The following is a 20,541-nucleotide window of genomic DNA, read 5'->3' as shown; positions in this document are numbered from 1 at the left end:
CCCTTCGCTTTGCTGTCGAAGAACGAAGGGCCAGTGGATACGATGCGGTCATGGGTCGTCGGCTGGTACCGCTCACGCTGGACAACCTCCAGGACTTGCCGCGTCGTTGCCGGTCCTGCGTGTTCTGGGAACTGGATCCGGTCAGTGGTGAGGCCGCCGTGAAGGCGGGGACTCCGGCACTGGAGAAGGAGGCGTGGATCTCCGCTGTCCTTCTGGAGTGGGGATCCTGCGGCCGCGTGGTCTATGTGGACGAGGTTCCGGTGGGGTTCGTGCTGTACGCGCCGCCGGCGTACGTGCCCCGGGCCACCGCGTTTCCGACCAGTCCGGTCTCGCCGGATGCGGTGCAGCTGATCACCGCGTGGATCATGCCGGGGTATCAGGGGCAGGGCCTGGGGCGGGTCATGGTGCAGACGGTGGCGAAGGATCTGCTGCGGCGCGGATTCCGGGCGATCGAGGCCTTCGGGGATGCGGGGTGGGATGGTCCGGCCTGTCTGCTGCCCGCGGACCATCTGCTGGCGGTGGGCTTCAAGACCGTGCGACCGCACCCGGTGCATCCGCGGCTGCGCCTCGAACTGCGGTCGACGCTGTCCTGGAAGGAAGACGTGGAGCTGGCGCTGGACCGGCTGTTGGGCGCGGCGCGCAAGGAGCCGGCCTTGCGTCCCCTCTGAGCGGGAGGGGATGTGCGAAACGGGGCCGCCCCAGGAGGGGCGGCCCCGTTTCACGTGGAACGTCAGGCGGTCTTGACCTCGACGAAGTCCGAGAGGTCACGCAGGATGGCGGCCTTCGGCTTGGCACCGACGATCGTCTTGGCGACCTCGCCGCCCTGGTAGACGTTCAGCGTCGGGATGGACATGACGCCGTACTTGGCAGCCGTGGCCGGGTTCTGGTCGATGTTGAGCTTGACGATCTCGATCTGGTCGCCGTACTCGGCGGCGATGGCCTCGAGGGACGGCGCGATCTGGCGGCACGGTCCGCACCATTCGGCCCAGAAGTCGACCAGTACGGGCTTGTCGCTCCTGAGGACCTCGGCATCGAAGTCAGCGTCGGTCACGTTCTTGAGGGTGCCGGCCACAGCGGCCTCCTTCTTCATTCCTGCGGGGTGTGTGGGGTGGGGGCGTGGGGGTCAGACCGTCGCGTGGGCCTTCTCGGCGTCCGCGAGGACGGCGAGGAAGCGCTCGGCGTCGAGGGCGGCGGAGCAACCGGTGCCCGCAGCGGTGATGGCCTGACGGTACGTGTGGTCCACGACGTCGCCGGCGCCGAACACGCCGGTGATGCTGGTCCGGGTGGAGGGCGCGTCGACCTTGAGGTAGCCCTCGTCGTCGAGGTCCAGCTGGTCCTTGAACAGCTCGGTGCGCGGGTCGTGGCCGACGGCGATGAACAGGCCGGTCACGGGCAGCGCGGAGGTCTCACCGGTCTTGGTGTTGCGCAGGGTGAGGCTGGAGAGCTTCTGCTCGCCGTGGATCTCGGCGACCTCGCTGTCCCAGGCGAACTTGATCTTCGGGTCGGCAAAGGCGCGGTCCTGCATGGCCTTCGAGGCGCGCAGGCTGTCGCGGCGGTGGACGATCGTGACGGACTTGGCGAAGCGCGAGAGGAAGGTTGCCTCCTCGATCGCGGTGTCGCCGCCGCCGACGACGGCGATGTCGTGGTCCTTGAAGAAGAACCCGTCGCACGTGGCGCACCAGGAGACGCCGCGGCCGGAGAGGGCGTCCTCGTTGGGCAGGCCGAGCTTGCGGTGCTGGGAGCCGGTGGTGACGATGACGGCCTTGGCGCGGTGCACGGTGCCGGCGGTGTCGGTGACGGTCTTGATCTCACCGGTGAGGTCCACGGCCACGATGTCGTCCGGGACGAGCTCGGCGCCGAACCGCTCGGCCTGACCCCGCATGTTGTCCATGAGGTCCGGGCCCATGATCCCGTCCTGGAAGCCCGGGAAGTTCTCCACCTCGGTGGTGTTCATCAGGGCGCCACCGGCGGTGACGGCACCTTCGAAGACCAGGGGCTTGAGCGAAGCGCGTGCGGTGTACAGGGCGGCGGTGTAACCGGCCGGCCCGGATCCGATGATGATCACGTTTCGTACGTCGCTCACGGGTTTCTTCCTCGTCTCTGCGGACTGCGTGCTGCCTACCGGGGGCCGGTGCGGACTCTCACCCCACCCAACGGATCCTACGGCGCATGCATTCCCCACCCGCCCCACCGTGGACCTGAACGTGTCAGCCCCTGGGGTAGGTACGCGTCAAGAGGACCTTTCCCGGGGTGGCCGAACCGGTGTTCTCGCAGCCCGTGTCGACGAGGTAGGCGTCCACACGCGAGGAGTCGGCCGGGTGCGGCAGGACGAGGAGGTACACCGCGGTGCCCTGATAGGTGCCCCGCTCGGCGGCGAGCAGGGAGTCGGCGCGGCCGGTGGCGTTCTGGACGCAGGCGGGGACGGGAGGTGCTGCCCGCTTGTCACCGGGCGCGACTCCCGGGGCGGGAGCGGTGTTCTCCATGCCGTAGGTGTTGTTCTGCTCCCCCGGAGTGGTCTTGGCACCCGGGGCGGGGGTCATGAGCTGTCGCACGCTGTCCTGGAGCCCCTGTGCGGTGTACGCGCCGTCGGCCGAGGCGGCCGCAGGCGGCTGGGCCGCGGAGTCCGAGGCCTCGGTGCGGGCGGAGGTGTCGCTGGTGGGGGCGCCGGAGAAGTCGCCGAACAGGAAGAGGCCGAGGGCGCAGGCGGCGGCTCCGGCCAGGCCCGAGAGCACGGCGATCCGGCGGCGGGCACGGCGTCTGCCCGGGCCGGTTGGGCCGGTCGGGTGACCGGCGGGCGATGTTTCACGTGAAACATCGCGGTCCGGCGTGCGCGGCCGGACGGCCGGTGCGGCCTGGACCCGGGGCTGGGTCGAGTCGAGGAGGGCCTCGGCGGCGAGGGCCGCGTCGATGCGGCCGGCGATGTCGGCGGGCATCCGGGCCGGCCCCGGGAGGGTGCCGAGAAGCCCGCGGATCTCCTCCAGGGAGGCATGGACGTCGGCGCACAGGGCGCAGTCACCGAGGTGACGGCGGACTTCGGCGGTACGGGACGGGGAGAGGAGACCTTCGGTCAGGTCGGAGATCTCCGAGACGTCCGGGTGCCGGATCGTGCCGGTCGTGCCAGTCGTGCCGGTTGTGGGGCTCACGGTCGTCCACCTCCGCCCTTCACAGCGTCTGGGTCTGGATGCCTGGGTTCTGCCGCTGGTGGGACGGGTGGACCCGGCGTCCGGTTCCTTCCCCGCTCGGTGGCGGTGTTATCCCCGGCATTCGTGCGCAGATGAGTGAGGAGGGGGACGAGTTTCGCCCGGCCGCGGGCGCACCGGCTCTTCACGGTGCCGGTGGGGACCTCCAGGATGCGGGCGGCTTCCGCGACGGGGTATCCCTGCATGTCGACGAGGACGAGCGCGGCCCGCTGGTCGGCCGGGAGGGTGCCCAGGGCGGCCAGGAGCTGGCGGTGGAGGTCCTGGCGCTCCGCGGGGGCCTCGGCGGATTCGTGGGGCTCCAGGAGCCGCTCCAGGCGCTCCGTGTCGTCGAGGGGCGAGGTTCTGCGGGTGGCGGCCTTGCGGGCACGGTCGAGGCAGGCGTTCACGGTGATGCGGTGCAGCCAGGTGGTGACGGCGGATTCCCCGCGGAAGGTGTGGGCGGCCCGGTAGGCGGAGACCAGGGCGTCCTGCACGGCGTCCGCGGCCTCCTCGCGGTCGCCGAGGGTCCGCAGGGCCACGGCCCACAACCGGTCCCGGTGCCGCCGCACGAGTTCCCCGAACGCATCGGGGTCGCCGGCCACGTGCGCGGCCAGGAGTTCCTGGTCGTCGCTGCCTTCCGTGGTTCCTTCTCGCATCACACCCTGCTTCCTCCCCGGATGGAGACTAGGTGCGTCGGCCGGGCGCGTAAAGAATCACGCGGCCCGGCCGCAGCGGGCCGCGCGCAGCCGAGACGGGCGTGCTCACTAGGCCGGTCCGAGCACCTTGATCTCGCTGATTCCACCCCGGTAGCCCCCGCCGGAAGGGGGCAGTTCGGTGACGTGGATCAGCACGTAGCGCGTACGGACCGGAGTGTCGAACGTGGCCTGGAGCTTCTTCTCCGCGCGCTTCAGCTCGGTGAGCCTCTGGGTGAAGGCGCCGACGGTGCCGGGATGGGTGGCATCCGCGGCGGCGGCGAGGACCTCGACCGTCTGCCCGGGCGCGTACATGTCGATGTCGAGCCCGGTCACGTTCTTCAGTTCGCCCAGGTCGACGATGATGCCGCTGCCGTTGTTCTCCTGCTCCAGACGGCCGAAGTCGGGGTAGTTGTAGTACTCCTTGGTGATCCAGGCGGTTTCGGGGTTGTTGTCGATGGTCCTCGGGGCCTGGAGGGGCTGCACCGAGCCCCCGAGGACGGAGACGTCCTGGATCGGCAGGGCCTTTCCGGGCTCGCTCTGCTTCGGGTTGTCCTGGGTGCCCGTCTTGGTGTTGTTGGTGCCGCTGTTGCCCTTCTGGGTGCCGTGCTCCAGGAGAGCGTCGGCCAGTTGCCAGCTGCCCAGGCCGAGGGCGGCGATGAGCAGGGCGGCGACACCCCACTTGAGGGCCCGGCCCGTACGGCTCTGCAGAGGGGGAGGCGGCGGCGGGACGGGCCGCACCTGGGCGGTGGCCGATCCGGGAGGCGTGGGACGGCCGTAGCTGCCCTGCTGGTAGGTCGTGTGCTGGTACTCCGGCGGGGCCGTGAAGGCGGGCTCCGGCGGCCGGATGCGGGGCATCGCGGCGACGGCCTTGGCCAGCTCCTCCGGGCTGGTGCAGGCGGGCTCCTGGCGAGAGGCGGTGGCCCCGTCGTTGGCGAGTGCCCGCATGGCGAGTTCGCCCAGGCCCCGGTGGACGCCGGCGCGCACCTGGTCGGGGGCGATCAGGCCCACGCCCTTGGGCAGGCCGGTGAGGCCGTAGGCGTCGCTCTCGTACGGCCAGCGCTGGGTGAGGGCGGCGTACAGGAGGGCGCCGATGGCCTCGGTGTCGGCGCGCTGCGGGGTCTCGCTGGTGATGCCGCGCAGGGCGGCGTTCACGGCGAGGCCGCGGATGCGGTACTGGCCCGTGGAGGTGCGCAGTATCGCGCTGGGCGTCAGCCGCAGATGGGCCAGTCCTTCGCGGTGCGCGGCGGCCATGGCCTGGGAGACCTGGCTGACGAGCTGATAGGCCTCGTGGGGCTCCAGGGGGCCTGCGGCGAGGACCGCGGTGAGCTCGGTCGCGTCGGGCAGCCACTCGTGGACGACGTAGACGAGGTCGTTCTCCTCCACGGCGTCGAGGACCTGGACGAACCGGGGGTCGCCGAGGAGGGCGGAGGAGCGCGCGGCAGCCAGGACGGACCGTGCCCGCGCGTGGTCGGCGGGCATCAGGTGGACGCCCACGGCACGCCGCAGTTTCTCGTCCATCGCGCGCCAGCTGCTGAATCCGTCCACACGGGTGACGCACTCTTCCAGCCGGTAGCGTCTGGCGAGTTTGTGGCCGCTGTGGGGTTCGGGTGCGGCCGCGGGGGCCGCCTTCGTGCGTTCGCCGTCCTTGTCGGGCATGGGTCCGTCCGCGGCTCGTCCGTTCTGGGTGTCCACCCCGTCGGACGTGGCCTTTGCCGCTTGCGCGGCCAGCGGCTCATCGCCGCCGTTGTCGGCCACGTCGACGGCAGCCGTGCTACGTTCCGCCACCGTCGTTCCTGCCTCCCCATCCGTTGCGCGCTGTAGGCCACTCTGCGAAGCCATGCCAATTGTGCCCACAGTCCGACGCTATGCACGACACACGAACGGGGGCGACGGTTGTGCGCATCAGCGCCCCAAACGTCCGCGGACCATTCCGACCATCGCGTTGAGCTCTTCGATCCGCATCCGCTTGGCGGCGATGAGGAACACGGCCGCCAGGGCGATGCCTCCGGCCACGAGGGCGGCGGCGGAACCGGCGACTCCACTGCCCAGCCACTGGGTGACCGCGTAGGCGGCGGCGCCCGCCACCGCGGCGGCGGGGACGCAGGCCCCCGTGAGGCGCGCGTAGGTGCGCATCACATGGGCGCCGTCGAGGTCGCCGCCGAGGCGGGTCTTGAGACGGCGCCAGGCGACGCCCACGCCGACGGTGTAGCCGAGGCCGTAGGCGGCGGCCATGCCGACGACCGCCCAGCGGGCGGGGAGCACGAAGAACGAGGCCGCGGAGACCGCCGCGTTGACGGCGGCGACGATGACGGTGTTGTAGAAGGGCGTCCGGGTGTCCTCGTAGGCGTAGAAGCCGCGCAGGACGACGTACTGGACGGAGTACGGGATCAGGCCGAGGCCGAAGGCCATCAGGATGTAGCCGATGTTCTGGGCGCCGGAGCCCGAGCCGGCGTAGAGCAGGGTGGCCATCGGCACGCCGAGCGCGAGGAACGCGAAGGCACACGGCACGATCGCGACGGCGGAGGTGCGCAGCCCGTAGGAGATGTCGTCGCGGACCGCGGCGGCGTCCCCGTCGTGAGCGGAGCGGGAGATGCGGGGCAGCACGGCCGTCATGACGGAGACGGTGATGATCGCCTGCGGCATCTGCCACAGCAGCAGCGCGTAGTTGTAGGCGGTGATGCCGGTACCGGGGTGGCCCTGCTTCTCGGCGACGGATCCGGCCCAGGTGGCGAACTGGGTGACGACGACGAGGCCGATCTGGTTGGCGAGGACGAAGAAGAACGTCCACTTGGCCAGGCGGGCGGCCTTGCCGAGGCCGTGGCCCTTCCAGTCGAAGCGCAGGCGCGGCCGGAAGCCGGCGTCGCGCAGGTAGGGCAGCATCGCGAGGGCCTGGACGGTGAGGCCGAGCAGCGTGCCCACGCCGAGCAGGCGCACACCGTCGGCGGTGACGGTGGTGGCGTTGACGCCGGAGGTGGTGAAGCCGCCGAAGGCCCAGATGAAGGCGCCGAAGGTGGCGATGACCACGATGTTGTTGAGGACCGGGGTCCACATCATCGCGCCGAACCGGCCGCGGGCGTTGAGGATCTGACCCAGGACCACGTGGATGCCCATGAAGAACATGGTGGGCAGGCAGTAGCGGGCGAAGGCGACCGCGACGTCCATCTGCTGCGGGTCCGAGGCGATCTTCGGCGACATCATCGTGATGAACACCGGTGCCGCCAGGACACAGATGGTGGTGATGCCGGCCAGCAGGACCACGACGAGGGTCAGCAGCCGGTTGGCGTAGGCCTCTCCTCCGTCGCTGTCGTTCTTCATGGCCCGGACCAGCTGCGGGATGAAGACGGCGTTGAGGGCGCCGCCGCCGACCAGCACGTAGATCATCGTGGGCAGGGTGTTGGCGATCTGGTACGTGTCGTTGAAGGTGCCGACGCCGATGGCGCCGGCGATGACCAGGGTCCGCAGGAAGCCGGTGATGCGGGAGACGATCGTGCCCGCGGCCATGAGCGCGCTGGACTTCAGGAGGCTGGAGGCGCGTCCGGCGGGCTTGCTCGGTGCCGGTGCCGCGACGGGGGCGTCCTCGGCGGGGGGGCGGGGGGCCGCCTCCTGGTCCCGGTAGAGGTGCGCGAAGGCATCGGGTTCCGGCTGGTCCTCCGAGGCCTGGGTGACGAGGGAGTCGACGCCGACGAACTGGGTCGTGGCGGCGTGGTCGCCGTACGGCAGGTGGCGGGAGGGACCGTCCGGCTCGGGCGGCGGGGTCTGGGCCCAGACGCGCGGGTCGGGAGAGTACGAGGGCGCGGTCGGCGCCGCGTAGAGCGGGCCGGGCTCCTGGTAGGTGCCGGGCGGCGGCGGGGGGTGCGAGGCGCGGTCGTAGAGGACCTCGGCGACGGGGTCCTGGGCGGACAGGTCCTGGGACCGGTACGGGTCGTAGTCGTAGGCATCCTGGACATACGGGTCGCGGTCCGGCGCGGGCGCAGGCGCGGGGACCTGCCCGGGCACCGGGGTGCCCGGGGCAGTGCCCTGGGAGGGCGCAGGCCCACCAGTGCCCTGCGCGCGGTCACCGTCGTACGGCGCGTTCATCGAAACCCCACCTCATCGTCCCCAGGCCGACCGGCCACGGCATCGCTCAACGGTCCACTGTCTCACCCGTGCCGGACCCCTCGGTGCTTTGCGGTCCGGTGTCCGGGGACTCGTCACTCGGCTGCGTGCTCTCCTCGGCGGCCGCGCGGGCCGCGACGCGCTTGCGGCTGGCGTACATCTTGATGCCTGCCAGGACCAGGAGGAGCACACCGCCGGCGATGACCAGCATGACGGTGGGGGTGATCTCGGTGGCCTCGACGGTGAACCGTCGTTCCTTGCCGTAGGGGACGCCGTCCTTGGTGAAGAGCTGCGCCGTGACCTCGACGGGACCGCTCGCGGTGGCGTTGGCGGGGAACTTCAACGTCTGGGTGTGGTCGCCCTGGACGGTCACCTGCTGCTCGGCCTGGCCGCTGTCGCCGAACATCAGGCGGGTCGGGTTGCCGGACTTCACCTGCAGGACCAGGTTGTGGACGTCCTGGACGAGGCTGTTCTGGACGCTGACCGGGATGGTGGCGCTGTGTCCGGACAGGGTGGCGTCGGACTTGGGGATGACCTTGACCTTCTCGGTGAGCCCGAGCAGGTACTCCTGCGCCTGGTCCCGGTAGAGGCGGGCCTCCTCGGGACGCCCGCGCCAGGAGGTGGACATCTCCCGGTTGGTGGTGTTGCCGAAGGGGATCTCCACGCGGTCGGGCGCGGCCAGGATCACCTTGAAGTGGTCGAGGGTGTTCTGCGTGGTGCGGATCTTCTCGAAGGCCGACACCGGCAGCTCTTGCTTGCGCAGGGCCTCGGGGTACTGTCCGGCGCCCGGCACCTGGGTGGCGGCGCCGGGATCGGGCTTGGCGGCGGCCGCGGCTTCGAGGTCTCCGGGCTGCGTCCAGCGGCCCGCCTGGAGCCCGCGTACGGCCGCGGCCATCGTCTGCACCTGGCTGACGGTGGGCGTCCGCTGCGGGGCGACGACGAAGCTGCGCTGCTCGTCGGTCTTCTGCAGGTTGAGGGCGAGGCTGTGGGCGAGGAACCGCTGGACGGCCAGGGTGGCGGACCCGGCGTTCAGCATGTCGCCCTCGAAGGCGGTGGACAGATCGGCGTCCGCGACGACGGCGGTGGTGCCGGCGCCGATGGGGCGGGCGGCCGAGGGCGTGTAGCCGAGGGCTCCGCTCTCCACGAGGCTGTCGCTGCGGGTCAGGACGTTGTGGGCACCGGCCGAGGTGGCCACGTTCACGATCGAGGGGTCGATGGCGCCGTTCACGGGCCAGGAGAAGTCGGTGGACGCGGGGACGTGCAGGACGGTCTGCACGGCGTTCTTCGCCTTGTCGGTGGCCGGGCGCAGCTGTCCCAGGGTGCCCGAGACGTCCTTGCCGTGGTGGGCGAGGGAGGCGAGGTCGGGGTCGGCGAAGGGCAGCGCGACGACCTTCTTGCCCTGGACGGCCGCTTCCAGGGAGCTCAGCCACTGCTCGGCGACAGCCTTGTTCTTCCCCTGGACGGGCTTGCCGCCCGGGGTGCGGACCCGGTAGCCCTTGGTCATCGCGTCGACCGTGTAGAGAAGGTCGGGGTCGATGACCCAGGTGATCGGCAGGTCCTTGCCGAGAGAGACCATCTGCTCCAGGCGACCGCCGGCCTTGAGCTCGTCGGCGAGCGAATCGTCGAGGAAGACGGGGGTCTGCAGCTCGTCGGAGCCGGTCTCCGCGGTCACGCGGGTGGTGGAGATCAGCGGCCACGCGTAGGTGATCTGGGAGCGCTTGGAGGCGGCGTCCGGCTGCCAGGGCAGGAAGGTCCGCTTGATCCCCAGGACCTGTTCGGACGGGCGGCTCTCGGTCGCCCCGGACAGGGAGACGCCGAGCTGGTAGACCCCGTCCTTGTCCAGTTCGAGCTTGTTCACCGGGACGGTCAGGGTGAACTCGTGGCGGACCTTCGACGGCAGCGAGGCGATCTTCACGGCGTAGGCCGGATCGATCTCGCCCGGGTCGGCGCCGGCCCGGAAGCCGTTGCGTTCCGCCGCCTCGTCGATGGAGGACCGGTCCGCGAGCGCGGGTCCGACCCGCAGGCCGACGTGCGCGTCGTTGATCGTCTCGGAGCCGGTGTTCACCACGGTCCCGGAGATGGTCAGGGTGTCCCCCTTGACCGGGGCGGCGGGGGTCATGGAGGTCAGCTGGACATCCACGCCGGTCGCCTGCACGGCCTGGGCCTCGGGGGCCGGAGAGTAGACCAGGGCGGCCATCACGGGCGTCCCGGCGAGCAGGACGATCGTGCGCCGCAGCCAGCGGCGCCGGACAGGAGCGGGGGACGCCCCCTGGATGTCTGCCGCCTCGGCCACGCGCTAGCCCGTTCCTCGAAGTGATCAGTGGTCGTCTTTTGTGCGTCCACGCATGGTAACGAGGCCCGCTGTGTGCGAGTGCCGCGCCTTGCCCCACGCGATCGGCTCAGCCCCGGGGTGGCCGGGTACCAGGGTCGCGCAAACGAGGCGGCCCCTGGCGGGCCGGGCACGTACCCTTTTCTGTTGTGCCGAACGCCAACGAAGACACCCCCAGTGCCCTGAGTCAGGTGCAGCGCCGCGCGGTCAGTGAACTGCTGCGGGTCGCCCCTGTCGCCGACGAGCTCGGCCGCCGATTCCAGGAGGCGGGCTTCCGCCTCGCCCTGGTCGGCGGGTCCGTCCGCGACGCGCTGCTCGGGCGTCTCGGCAACGATCTCGACTTCACCACCGATGCCCGCCCCGAGGACGTGCTGAAGATCGTTCGGCCGTGGGCCGACTCGGTGTGGGACGTGGGCATCGCCTTCGGCACCGTCGGGGCGCAGAAGAGCGCCCGCGTCGGGGACGTCGTGCGGAACTTCCAGATCGAGGTGACGACGTACCGCTCGGAGGCCTACGACCGCACGTCGCGCAAGCCGGAGGTCTCCTACGGCGACTCGATCGACGAGGACCTGGTCCGGCGTGACTTCACGGTCAACGCCATGGCCCTGGCCCTGCCCGAGCAGGAGTTCATCGACCCGCACGGGGGCCTGGAGGACCTGGCCGCCGGTGTGCTGCACACCCCCGGGACTCCGGAGGACTCCTTCTCCGACGATCCGCTGCGGATGCTTCGGGCGGCGCGGTTCTCGGCGCAGCTGGACTTCGAGGTGGCCCCGGAGGTCGTGGCGGCCATGAAGGCGATGTCCGACCGCATCGAGATCGTCTCGGCGGAGCGGGTCCAGGGCGAGCTGAACAAGCTGATCCTGTCGGCCAACCCGCGCCGGGGCCTGGGACTGCTGGTGGACACGGGTCTGGCGGACCGGGTCCTTCCCGAGCTGCCCGCGCTCCGGCTGGAGAGTGACGAACACCACCGGCACAAGGACGTCTACGACCACTCGCTGATCGTGCTGGAGCAGGCGATCGCCCTCGAGGAGGACGGCCCGGACCTGGTGCTGCGGCTCGCGGCCCTGCTGCACGACATCGGCAAGCCCCGCACCCGCCGCTTCGAGAGCGACGGCCGCGTCTCCTTCCACCACCACGAGGTGGTGGGCGCGAAGATGACCAAGAAGCGGCTGACCGCGCTGAAGTACTCCAACGACATGATCAAGGACGTGTCCCGGCTGGTGGAGCTGCACCTGCGCTTCCACGGCTACGGAGACGGCGAGTGGACCGACTCCGCGGTGCGGCGCTACGTCCGCGACGCCGGTCCGCTGCTGGAGCGCCTGCACAAGCTGACCCGCTCCGACTGCACCACGCGCAACAAGCGCAAGGCCAACGCCCTCTCCCGGACCTACGACGGGCTGGAGGAGCGCATCGGGCAGCTGCAGGAGCAGGAGGAGCTGGACGCGATCCGGCCCGACCTGGACGGCAACGAGATCATGCAGGTGCTGGACGTCGGCCCCGGCCCGGTGATCGGCAAGGCCTACGCCTTCCTGCTGGAGCTGCGTCTGGAGAACGGCCCGATGGGGCGTGACGCCGCCGTCGTCGCGCTCAAGGAGTGGTGGGCCGCGCAGGCCTGAGGGACGAGCGCCGGCGTCGATGTTTCACGTGAAACATCGACGCCGGCGCTCGGTCGGGGGGGCACCTCACACGAGACGTCGCTCCTGCCGGCCCAGCAGCACCGCGGTCAGGGCGTAGAGGGCGGACACGCAGAGGATCAGGGTCGCGGACTGTCCATCGGCGGGGAGCATGAGGGCGGCCACCGCCGCCGCTCCGACGAAGGCCACGTTGAAGAGCACGTCGTAGACGGAGAAGACCCGGCCGCGGTAGTCGTCGTCCACCCGAGACTGCACTTCCGTGTCGGTGGCGATCTTTGCGCCCTGGGTGGCGAGGCCGAGAACGAAGGCGGCGACCAGCATCGGCCCCGGGGCGAAGAACAGGCCGAGGGCCGGCACCAGGACCGCGGCCCCCGCCGAGCAGGCCGTGATCCAGCCGAGGGTGCCCAGCCGGCCCGCCAGCCAGGGGGTCACGACGGCGGCCGCGAAGAATCCCGCTCCGGAGGCTCCGACCGCGGCGCCGAGCAGGGCCAGCCCGTCGGCCTCGTTGTCCGACCAGGAGTAGCGGCAGAGCATCAGCAGCATGACGAACAGCGCCCCGTAGCAGAACCGCATCGCGGTCATCGCGGCGAGAGCCCGGGCCGCCTCGCGCCGGCCGGCCAGGTGCCTGAGGCCTTCGGCCATGCCCCGCACGGTGAGGGCGACCCCTTCGGCGACGGAGGGGTGCACCCGGCCAGGGGGGTGGTCGGGCCCGAGGAGGCCGATGGCGAGGTGAAGGGAGACGAGGGCCGCACACAGGTAGAGACCAGCCCCGAGCAGGACGACGAGGGCGTTGGAGTCCGAGGCCAGCAGCCGGACGAGGAAGGCCAGCCCTCCGCCGGCGACCGCCGCCAGGGTTCCGGCGGTGGGGGAGAGCGCGTTCGCGGTGACCAGCTGATCGGGGTCGACGACGCGGGGCAGCGAGGCGGCGAGCCCGGCCAGTACGAAGCGGTTGACGGCGGTCACGGACAGCGCCGAGGCGTAGAACAGCCAGTCGGGTACCTCCGCGACGATCAGCATTCCGGTGACGCAGGCGAGGAAGGCCCGCAGCAGATTGCCGTAGAGGAAGACCTGACGGCGGCGCCAGCGGTCGAGCAGCACTCCGGCGAAGGGGCCGATCACCGAATAGGGCAGCAGCAGTACCGCCATGGCCGAGGCGATGGCCGCCGGCGAGGTCTGTTTCTCCGGGGAGAAGACCACGTAGGTGGCGAGTGCGACCTGGTAGACGCCGTCCGCCGCCTGGGAGAGCAGCCGTACGGCGAGCAGGTTGCGGAAGTCCCTCAGGCGCAGGAGTACGCGCAGATCACGTACGACAGGCATGAGGGCAAGGGTCACATACGCGGAGGGTCCCCGGGCATATTGCCCGGGGACCCTCCGCGGAAGAACAGCCGAAGTCCAGGTGTCCTTGCGGACCCTTGGGGTTCGACTAGCGCTCGACCTCGCCCTTGATGAACTTCTCGACGTTGGCGTAGGCCTCGTCGTCGAAGTACTGCACCGGCGGGGACTTCATGAAGTAGCTGGACGCCGACAGGATCGGGCCGCCGACACCGCGGTCCTTGGCGATCTTCGCAGCGCGCAGGGCGTCGATGATGACACCGGCGGAGTTCGGGGAGTCCCACACCTCGAGCTTGTACTCGAGGTTCAGCGGGACGTCGCCGAAGGCACGGCCTTCGAGGCGGACGTAGGCCCACTTGCGGTCGTCGAGCCACGCGACGTAGTCGGACGGGCCGATGTGGACGTTCTTCTCGCCGAGGTCACGGTCGGGGATCTGCGAGGTGACGGCCTGCGTCTTGGAGATCTTCTTCGACTCGAGGCGGTCGCGCTCGAGCATGTTCTTGAAGTCCATGTTGCCGCCGACGTTGAGCTGCATGGTGCGCTCAAGACGGACACCGCGGTCCTCGAACAGCTTCGCCATCACGCGGTGCGTGATGGTGGCGCCGACCTGGGACTTGATGTCGTCGCCGACGATCGGGACACCGGCCTCGGTGAACTTGTCGGCCCACTCCTTGGTGCCGGCGATGAAGACCGGGAGGGCGTTGACGAAGGCGACCTTGGCGTCGATGGCGCACTGGGCGTAGAACTTCGCCGCGTCCTCGGAGCCGACCGGCAGGTAGCAGATCAGGACGTCGACTTCGCGGTCCTTGAGGACCTGGACCACGTCGACCGGAGCCTCGGCGGACTCCTCGATCGTCATGCGGTAGTACTTGCCCAGGCCGTCCAGGGTGTGGCCGCGCTGAACGGTCACACCGGCGTTCGGGACGTCGCAGATCTTGATGGTGTTGTTCTCGCTGGCGCCGATGGCGTCCGAAAGGTCGAGGCCGACCTTCTTCGCGTCGACGTCGAACGCGGCGACGAACTCGATGTCACGCACGTGGTAGTCGCCGAACTGGACGTGCATCAGACCGGGGACCTTGGCCGCCGGGTCGGCGTCCTTGTAGTACTCGACGCCCTGCACCAGCGAGGCGGCGCAGTTGCCTACGCCGACGATGGCTACGCGAACCGAACCCATTCCGGTTGCTCCCTGTTTGTTCTCGGACGAGGTCTGCGAGATGCAGGCCTCATTTTTCAGTTTCGTCGGACGGACCGGGTCTTCTCCGATCCCGTCCCGCCCGCTCACTCTCGATGAGCTCGTTCAGCCAGCGCACTTCGCGCTCCACGGACTCCATGCCGTGCCGTTGCAGCTCGAGCGTGTAGTCGTCGAGGCGCTCCCGCGTTCGGACGATGGAGGCGCGCATCTTCTCCAGACGCTCCTCCAGCCGGCTGCGGCGGCCCTCCAGTACCCGCATGCGCACATCTCGTTCGGTCTGGCCGAAGAAGGCGAAGCGGGCGGCGAAGGACTCGTCTTCCCAGGTGTCGGGGCCCGTGTGGGACAGGAGCTCCTCGAAGTGCTCCTTACCCGCGGCCGTCAACCGGTAGACGATCTTGGCGCGGCGCCCTGCGAGTGAAGCGGCGAGAGCGTCCTCCGGGGCGTTGCCCGGTTCTTCGATCAACCAGCCGTTGGCGACGAGCGTCTTGAGGCAGGGGTAGAGCGTCCCGTAGCTGAAGGCTCGGAACACCCCCAGTGAGGTGTTGAGCCGCTTGCGCAGCTCGTAGCCGTGCATGGGGGACTCGCGCAGCAGGCCGAGGACGGCGAACTCGAGGATGCCTGAGCGTCTGCTCATCCGCCTGCCTCTCCTCCGCCCCTGAGTCTTTATACCGAGCTGATGTATCGACTCGATACATCCAGACGATAGAACGGGGCGCCCTGATCGACAAGGGGTGATCTGGTGACCGGTGTCACATCACTAATTCGCACCAGGAGAGATGCCTGATTTGGGGTGAACTTCGGCACTGGTCGGGTTTTGAGCGTGCGTAGTCTGTGCGCCATGACACCGGGGGAACCGGAATTCATCTGCCGCTTCCAGGCCACTCGCCTGCCCGAGGAGTAGTCGTTCGATGAGCGAGCACCGCCGCAAACCGCCGCAGCCCCAGGGTGGCGGGCGGGCCTCAGCCCGCCGCGCCGCTCCGCAGCGCCCCGGCAGGGGCGCCCCTGCCGGACGTGACGTCCCCACCGCGTCGCACAGCGGCCCGTACGAGCAGCCCGTGCCGGGCAGCCGTGCCGGGGCCCGCCGTGCCGCCCAGAGAGGGGCCGGGGGCCGCGGCCGGGGCGCCGCGACCGCCGCTCGCGGCACGGGCCGCCCGGACAAGCGGCTGATCAACTATCCGCGGTCCGACCGGGACGGCTGGAAGCGCTTCGTGCCCTCCTGGAAGTTCGTCTCGGGCACCGCCCTCGGCTTCTTCGCGGTCATCATCGCCGGTGCCGGCATCGGCATCGCCATGGTGAGCACGCCGGACCCGAACAAGGCGGCCAAGGCGCAGAACAACGTCTTCTACTGGGCCGACGGCAGCCAGATGGTGGCGACGGGCGGTTCGATGAACCGGCAGATCGTGCCCATCTCGAGCATTCCCCGGTCGATGAGGGACGCCGTGATCGCGGCGGAGAACGAGTCCTTCGAGACGGACAAGGGCGTCGACCCGATGGGTGCCGGCCGTGCCGTGTGGAACATGGCCACGGGCGGTTCCACCCAGGGCGGCTCGACCATCACCCAGCAGTACGTGAAGAACATGTACCTGGACTCCGACCAGACGCTCAAGCGGAAGGTCACGGAGCTCTTCATCGCGATAAGGCTGGGCGTCTCCGAGGAGAAGGACACCGTCCTCGCGGGCTACCTCAACACCGCCTACTACGGGCGGGACGCCTACGGAATCCAGGCCGCGGCCCGCGCCTACTTCGGCAAGGACAGCCAGGACCTGAACCCTTCCGAGTGCGCCTTCCTCGCCGCCGTGCTCAAGGGCCCGAACCTGTACAATCCGGACGGCGGCATCGGCGCCGCGGCCACCCCCGAACTCAACGAGGACCGGGCGCGCAAGCGCTGGGCCTGGGTGCTGGACCGCGAGGTCGAGGTCGGCCGGATGGACAAGACCGAGCGGGCGAAGTACAAGGACTCGGACTTCCCCGCACGGGTCGAGTCGGAACAGGCCCGCGGTATGACCGGCCAGATCGGCTACCTGGTCGACACGGCCAAGGCGTACGTGATGAAGACCAAGGGCATCACCGCCGAGCAGATGGCCCTGGGCGGCTACCGGATCAAGACCACCTTCCAGAAGCCGAGGGTGGACGCCCTGGTCAAGGCCGTGGAAGACACCCGCAACGGCTTCATCGACGAGAAGAAGCGGCCCGACACCGACACCTTCGTCCAGTTCGGCGGGGCCTCCGTGGACGTGAAGACCGGGGAGCTCGTGGCCCTGTACGGCGGCCCGGGCTGGGACCAGAAGTACTTCAGCAACAACGCCAACACCAGCGGTGTCCCGGTCGGCTCGACCTGGAAGCCGTACGTGCTCGCGGCGGCCATGCAGTACGGCACCCAGAACTCCAAGGGCCAGGGCATCTCGGCCGACAGCAAGTACCAGGCCAACGACCTCACCGTGATCAACAACCGTGAGGGCAGTCCGCTGCGCGACGCCAAGGGCAGCCCGTTCAAGCAGAAGAACGAGAGCCCGACCGCCTTCGGATACGTCACCCTCAACGAGGCGATGGAGAAGTCCATCAACGTCCCGTTCGCCCAGCTGATCTTCGACGTCGGCCACAGCAAGGTGCGGGAGCTGGCCAAGTCCACGGGCATCCTCGAGGAGTCGATCAACCCGAACACGGACGCCTCCTCCGCCCTCGGCACCTCGACCCCCAGCGCCATCCGGATGGCCGACTCGTACGCCACGTTCGCCGCCTCCGGCACGCACCACGAGCCCTACTCGGTGATCGAGGTCGAGAAGGACGGCGAGAAGCTGTCCGGCTTCGAGCCCCCCAAGGCCCAGCGGGCCATGGACAACTCCGTCGCGGACAACATCACCAAGGTCCTCGAGAACGTCGTCCAGAACGGCACCGGCAAGAAGGCCAAGAAGCTGGGACGGCCCGCCGCGGGCAAGACCGGTACCACGGACGAGAACAAGTCGGCGTGGTTCGTCGGCTACACCCCGGAGCTGTCCACCTCCGTCGTCCTCTTCCGCACCGACCCCAACTCGCAGGACCGCAAGCTCCAGTCCATGAACGGCGTGGGCGGCATCCCGTCCATCCACGGTGGTGACATCCCGGCCGAGATCTGGACCGAGTACATGCGCGAGGCGCTCAAGGACACTCCGGAATCGCAGTTCCCGGAGGCCGAGGACGTCGGCGTCACCGCCGACTCCGCCGGTGCCCCCTCTCCCACGCCGTCGGCACCCGCCTTGCCGTCCACGTCCCCGTCGACGACCCCGCCGACCTCCCCGGCGCCGTCCCCGAGCCCGTCCAAGGGCGTGAAGCCGTCCTGCAGGCCGTGGGAGCTGTACTGCGACCCGGACCCCACGAGCGGGACGACCAACGGAGGCACGGACACCGGCACCACTTCGGGGGTCATCGCCGGCACCCAGGGCGGGACCAGCGGATCACCGTCCCCGTCGGGCAGCGGCAAACCCGGCCGCCCGGGCGGCACCACCGGAGACACCACAAGCACCCTGCCGGACTGACCCCCCACCGCCCCGTGAACAGAGGAAGGCCGTCGCACCCGTCGTGCGGCGGCCTTCCCCCGTGTCCGGCCCCGTACGGCAGGATGACCCCCATGACCCAGGTGCACGAGGACCGTCCCGTCCTGCCGACGCAGCAGGACGAGGTCGCCGCAGCCGGCAGTGAGCTCATCGGAGGCCCGCTCGGCCGCTACGCCCGGCTCGGCGGCCACTGGCTGGGGCCGGTCCGCGTCGTGGCGCTCCTCGCCATCGGCATGTTCGCGCTCGGCATGGTGCAGAAGCTGCCCTGCTACGACTGGGCGTGGTTCCGGGGAGCGGGCTCGCAGTACACCCACGCCTGCTACTCCGACATCCCGCACCTGTACGCGGTACGCGGCTTCGCCGACAACCTGACGCCCTACTTCGACCGGCTGCCCGGCGACATGCAGTACCTGGAGTACCCGGTGCTCACCGGGCTCTTCATGGAGATCGCCTCCTGGCTGACCCCCGGCAGCGGCTCCATGCAGCACCGCGAGCAGATGTACTGGATGGTCAACGCGGGCATGCTGATGGCCTGCGCGGCGGTCATCGCCGTGTGCGTCGCGCGCACCCACCGCCGCCGGCCCTGGGACGCCCTGCTCTTCGCCCTCGCGCCCGCCTTCGCACTGACGGCGACGATCAACTGGGACCTGCTGGCCATCGCCCTGACCGCGGCCGGGATGCTCATGTGGTCCCGCGGGCGGACGGTCCTCTTCGGTGTCTTCATCGGCCTGGCGACCGCGGCCAAGCTCTATCCCGTCCTGTTGCTCGGGGTGCTGTTCGTGCTCTGCTGGCGGGCCGGGAAGTGGCGCGAATTCGGCTTGGCCGCCTTCGGCGCGGCCCAGGCCTGGTTCACCGTGAACCTGCCCGTCATGCTCTTCGCCTGGGAAGGCTGGACGAAGTTCTACACCTTCAGCCAGGAGCGGCCCATCGACTTCGGCTCCGTGTGGCTGCTGATCTCCCAGCGCTCGGGCAACCCCCTGGAAGGCGCCAACACGTACGCGACCGGGCTGACGCTCCTGCTGTGCGGGGCCATCGGACTGCTCACCCTGACCGCCCCCCGCCGCCCCCGGTTCGCGCAGCTGGCCTTCCTGGTCGTCGCCGCCTTCATCCTGTGCAACAAGGTCTACTCGCCGCAGTACGTGCTGTGGCTCATCCCGCTCGCCGCGCTGGCCCGGCCGCGCTGGCGCGACTTCCTGATCTGGCAGGCCGGCGAGGTCGCCTACTTCCTCGGGATCTGGTTCTACCTCGCCTACACGACCAGCGGGGACAAGCACCAGGGCCTGCCCGTGGAGGGCTACCAGCTGGCGATCGCCGCCCACCTGCTGGCCACCCTGTACCTGTGCGCGGTCATCGTCCGGGACGTCCTGCTGCCCGAGCGGGACGTCGTACGCCGCGACGGCTCGGACGACCCCTCGGGCGGCGTCCTGGACGGGGCCGAGGACGTGTTCGTGCTGTCGGACGCGGCGCCCTCGGGGGGACAGCGGGTCGACTGGGGCCCGGGCCCCAAGGACTGACGGGCCTGCTCAGGCGTCGAGCACCCGGTCGAACTGCGTGGTGGTGTGGCGCAGGTGGGCCACGAGCTCGTCGCCGACCTTCGGCTCGGTCGCGTCCGAGGGCACGAACAGGATCGACACCTGCATGTGCGGCGGCTCCGCGAACCAGCGCTGCTTGCCCGCCCACACGAAGGGCGACAGGTTCCGGTTGACGGTGGCCAGGCCCGCCCGGGCGACGCCCTTGGCGCGCGGCATCACTCCGTGGAGCGCCTTGGGGGCCTCCAGGCCGACGCCGTGCGAGGTACCGCCGGCGACCACGACCAGCCAGCCGTCGGAGGCGGCCTTCTGCTGGCGGTAGCCGAACCGGTCGCCCTTGGCCACGCGCGTGACGTCGAGGACCGCACCGCGGTACTCGGTCGCCTCGTGGTCGCCCAGCCACAGCCGGGTGCCGATGCGGGCCCGGAACCGGGTCTGCGGGAACTGCTGCTGGAGCCGTGCCAGCTCCTCGGCCCGCAGGTGGCTGACGAACATGGTGTGCAGCGGCAGCCGGGCCGCGCGCAGCCGGTCCATCCAGCCGATGACCTCCTCGACGGCGTCCGAGCCGTCCGGACGGTCCAGCGGCAGGTGCAGGGCGAAGCCCTCCAGCCGGACGTCCTCGATGGCCGCGTGCAGCTGGCCCAGATCCTGTTCGGAGATGCCGTGGCGGCGCATCGAGCTCATGCACTCGATGACCACGCGGGCGCCGACCAGACCGCGGACCCCGTCCAGCGAGGACACGGAGCGGATGACCCGGTCCGGCAGCGGCACCGGTTCCTCTCCCCGCCGGAACGGGGTGAGGACGAGCAGGTCGCCGCCGAACCAGTCCTTGATGCTCGCGGCCTCGTACGTCGTGCCGACGGCGAGTACGTCGGCGCCCATCCGGGTCGCCTCCTCGCACAGCCGCTCGTGGCCGAAGCCGTAACCGTTGCCCTTGCAGACCGGGATCATTCCGGGGAACTGGTCCTGGATGTGCTTCTGGTGCGCACGCCAGCGCGCGGTGTCGACGTAGAGCGTGAGCGCCAT

General features: G+C 70.2%; 15 protein-coding genes. 4 read left to right on the top strand and 11 right to left on the bottom strand.

All coding sequences use genetic code 11. The features are described 5' to 3' along the window. Window positions 1–50: 50 nt before the first annotated feature. Complete coding sequence (locus tag OG332_RS21630; RefSeq protein ID WP_327415018.1) at window positions 51–668, top strand: GNAT family N-acetyltransferase; 618 nt, start codon at window positions 51–53, stop codon at window positions 666–668. A 62-nt stretch (window positions 669–730) separates the two neighbouring features. Here OG332_RS21630 and trxA read toward each other — a convergent pair whose 3' ends face one another. The 7 genes from trxA to OG332_RS21595 form a co-directional block, all read right to left on the bottom strand. Continuing rightward, window positions 731–1,072: a thioredoxin gene (gene trxA, locus OG332_RS21625; protein WP_327415017.1), complete on the bottom strand. Its 342-nt coding sequence runs from the start codon at window positions 1,070–1,072 to the stop codon at window positions 731–733. A gap of 51 nt (window positions 1,073–1,123) precedes the next feature. Then, on the bottom strand, window positions 1,124–2,083 hold the full coding sequence (gene trxB, locus OG332_RS21620) for a thioredoxin-disulfide reductase (protein ID WP_327415016.1): 960 nt from the start codon (window positions 2,081–2,083) through the stop codon (window positions 1,124–1,126). 124 nt (window positions 2,084–2,207) lie between these two features. Beyond that, window positions 2,208–3,143: an anti-sigma factor family protein gene (locus OG332_RS21615; RefSeq protein ID WP_327415015.1), complete on the bottom strand. Its 936-nt coding sequence runs from the start codon at window positions 3,141–3,143 to the stop codon at window positions 2,208–2,210. Then, window positions 3,140–3,835, bottom strand: a complete 696-nt coding sequence (sigM, locus tag OG332_RS21610; protein WP_327415014.1) for an RNA polymerase sigma factor SigM — start codon at window positions 3,833–3,835, stop codon at window positions 3,140–3,142. The genes OG332_RS21615 and sigM overlap by 4 nt, the downstream gene beginning before the upstream one ends. A gap of 108 nt (window positions 3,836–3,943) precedes the next feature. Beyond that, a complete protein-coding gene (locus OG332_RS21605; RefSeq protein ID WP_327415013.1) occupies window positions 3,944–5,659 on the bottom strand; it encodes a protein kinase family protein in 1,716 nt (571 codons plus the stop codon). Between the two features lie 117 nt (window positions 5,660–5,776). Further along, a complete protein-coding gene (gene murJ, locus OG332_RS21600) occupies window positions 5,777–7,951 on the bottom strand; it encodes a murein biosynthesis integral membrane protein MurJ (RefSeq protein WP_327415012.1) in 2,175 nt (724 codons plus the stop codon). Window positions 7,952–7,997: 46 nt separating this feature from the next. Further along, window positions 7,998–10,262, bottom strand: a complete 2,265-nt coding sequence (locus OG332_RS21595; protein ID WP_327415011.1) for a DUF6049 family protein — start codon at window positions 10,260–10,262, stop codon at window positions 7,998–8,000. Between the two features lie 185 nt (window positions 10,263–10,447). On the opposite strand from OG332_RS21595, the gene OG332_RS21590 reads away from it, so the two are divergent. Then, window positions 10,448–11,914: a CCA tRNA nucleotidyltransferase gene (locus OG332_RS21590; RefSeq protein WP_327415010.1), complete on the top strand. Its 1,467-nt coding sequence runs from the start codon at window positions 10,448–10,450 to the stop codon at window positions 11,912–11,914. 66 nt (window positions 11,915–11,980) lie between these two features. Here OG332_RS21590 and OG332_RS21585 read toward each other — a convergent pair whose 3' ends face one another. The 3 genes from OG332_RS21585 to OG332_RS21575 all read right to left on the bottom strand — a co-directional run bounded on the left by OG332_RS21585 (window position 11,981) and on the right by OG332_RS21575 (window position 15,090). After that, on the bottom strand, window positions 11,981–13,249 hold the full coding sequence (locus tag OG332_RS21585; protein ID WP_327415009.1) for an MFS transporter: 1,269 nt from the start codon (window positions 13,247–13,249) through the stop codon (window positions 11,981–11,983). 106 nt (window positions 13,250–13,355) lie between these two features. Beyond that, window positions 13,356–14,438: an inositol-3-phosphate synthase gene (locus OG332_RS21580; RefSeq protein ID WP_327415008.1), complete on the bottom strand. Its 1,083-nt coding sequence runs from the start codon at window positions 14,436–14,438 to the stop codon at window positions 13,356–13,358. A 49-nt stretch (window positions 14,439–14,487) separates the two neighbouring features. Then, entirely contained in the window at window positions 14,488–15,090 is a 603-nt protein-coding gene (locus OG332_RS21575; RefSeq protein ID WP_327415007.1) for a PadR family transcriptional regulator, read from the bottom strand. A gap of 274 nt (window positions 15,091–15,364) precedes the next feature. Between OG332_RS21575 and OG332_RS21570 the strand changes: the two genes are divergently transcribed. Further along, a complete protein-coding gene (locus OG332_RS21570) occupies window positions 15,365–17,968 on the top strand; it encodes a transglycosylase domain-containing protein (RefSeq protein WP_327415006.1) in 2,604 nt (867 codons plus the stop codon). Window positions 17,969–18,060: 92 nt separating this feature from the next. Then, complete coding sequence (locus OG332_RS21565) at window positions 18,061–19,500, top strand: glycosyltransferase family 87 protein (RefSeq protein ID WP_327415005.1); 1,440 nt, start codon at window positions 18,061–18,063, stop codon at window positions 19,498–19,500. A 9-nt stretch (window positions 19,501–19,509) separates the two neighbouring features. On the opposite strand, the gene OG332_RS21560 is transcribed toward OG332_RS21565, so the two are convergent. Further along, window positions 19,510–20,541 (bottom strand): alanine racemase, encoded by a 1,032-nt coding sequence (locus OG332_RS21560; RefSeq protein ID WP_327415004.1) that lies wholly within the window; start codon window positions 20,539–20,541, stop codon window positions 19,510–19,512.

Origin of the sequence: Streptomyces sp. NBC_01233, from assembly GCF_035989305.1 — a bacterium.
In the GTDB taxonomy this organism is placed as follows: Bacteria; Actinomycetota; Actinomycetes; order Streptomycetales; family Streptomycetaceae; genus Streptomyces.
This window is presented reverse-complemented; position numbering and strand designations above follow the sequence as displayed.

What these genes read in the sequence shown, in the direction of transcription:
- OG332_RS21630 (WP_327415018.1), top strand. Translation starts at nt 51, where the DNA reads ATGGGTCGTCGGCTGGTACCGCTCACGCTGGACAACCTCCAGGACTTG.
- sigM (WP_327415014.1), bottom strand. Translation starts at nt 3,835, where the DNA reads ATGCGAGAAGGAACCACGGAAGGCAGCGACGACCAGGAACTCCTGGCC.
- murJ (WP_327415012.1), bottom strand. Translation starts at nt 7,951, where the DNA reads ATGAACGCGCCGTACGACGGTGACCGCGCGCAGGGCACTGGTGGGCCT.
- OG332_RS21585 (WP_327415009.1), bottom strand. Translation starts at nt 13,249, where the DNA reads ATGCCTGTCGTACGTGATCTGCGCGTACTCCTGCGCCTGAGGGACTTC.
- OG332_RS21580 (WP_327415008.1), bottom strand. Translation starts at nt 14,438, where the DNA reads ATGGGTTCGGTTCGCGTAGCCATCGTCGGCGTAGGCAACTGCGCCGCC.
- OG332_RS21575 (WP_327415007.1), bottom strand. Translation starts at nt 15,090, where the DNA reads ATGAGCAGACGCTCAGGCATCCTCGAGTTCGCCGTCCTCGGCCTGCTG.
- OG332_RS21570 (WP_327415006.1), top strand. Translation starts at nt 15,365, where the DNA reads ATGAGCGAGCACCGCCGCAAACCGCCGCAGCCCCAGGGTGGCGGGCGG.
- OG332_RS21565 (WP_327415005.1), top strand. Translation starts at nt 18,061, where the DNA reads ATGACCCAGGTGCACGAGGACCGTCCCGTCCTGCCGACGCAGCAGGAC.
- OG332_RS21560 (WP_327415004.1), bottom strand. Translation starts at nt 20,541, where the DNA reads ATGGCGCTCACGCTCTACGTCGACACCGCGCGCTGGCGTGCGCACCAG.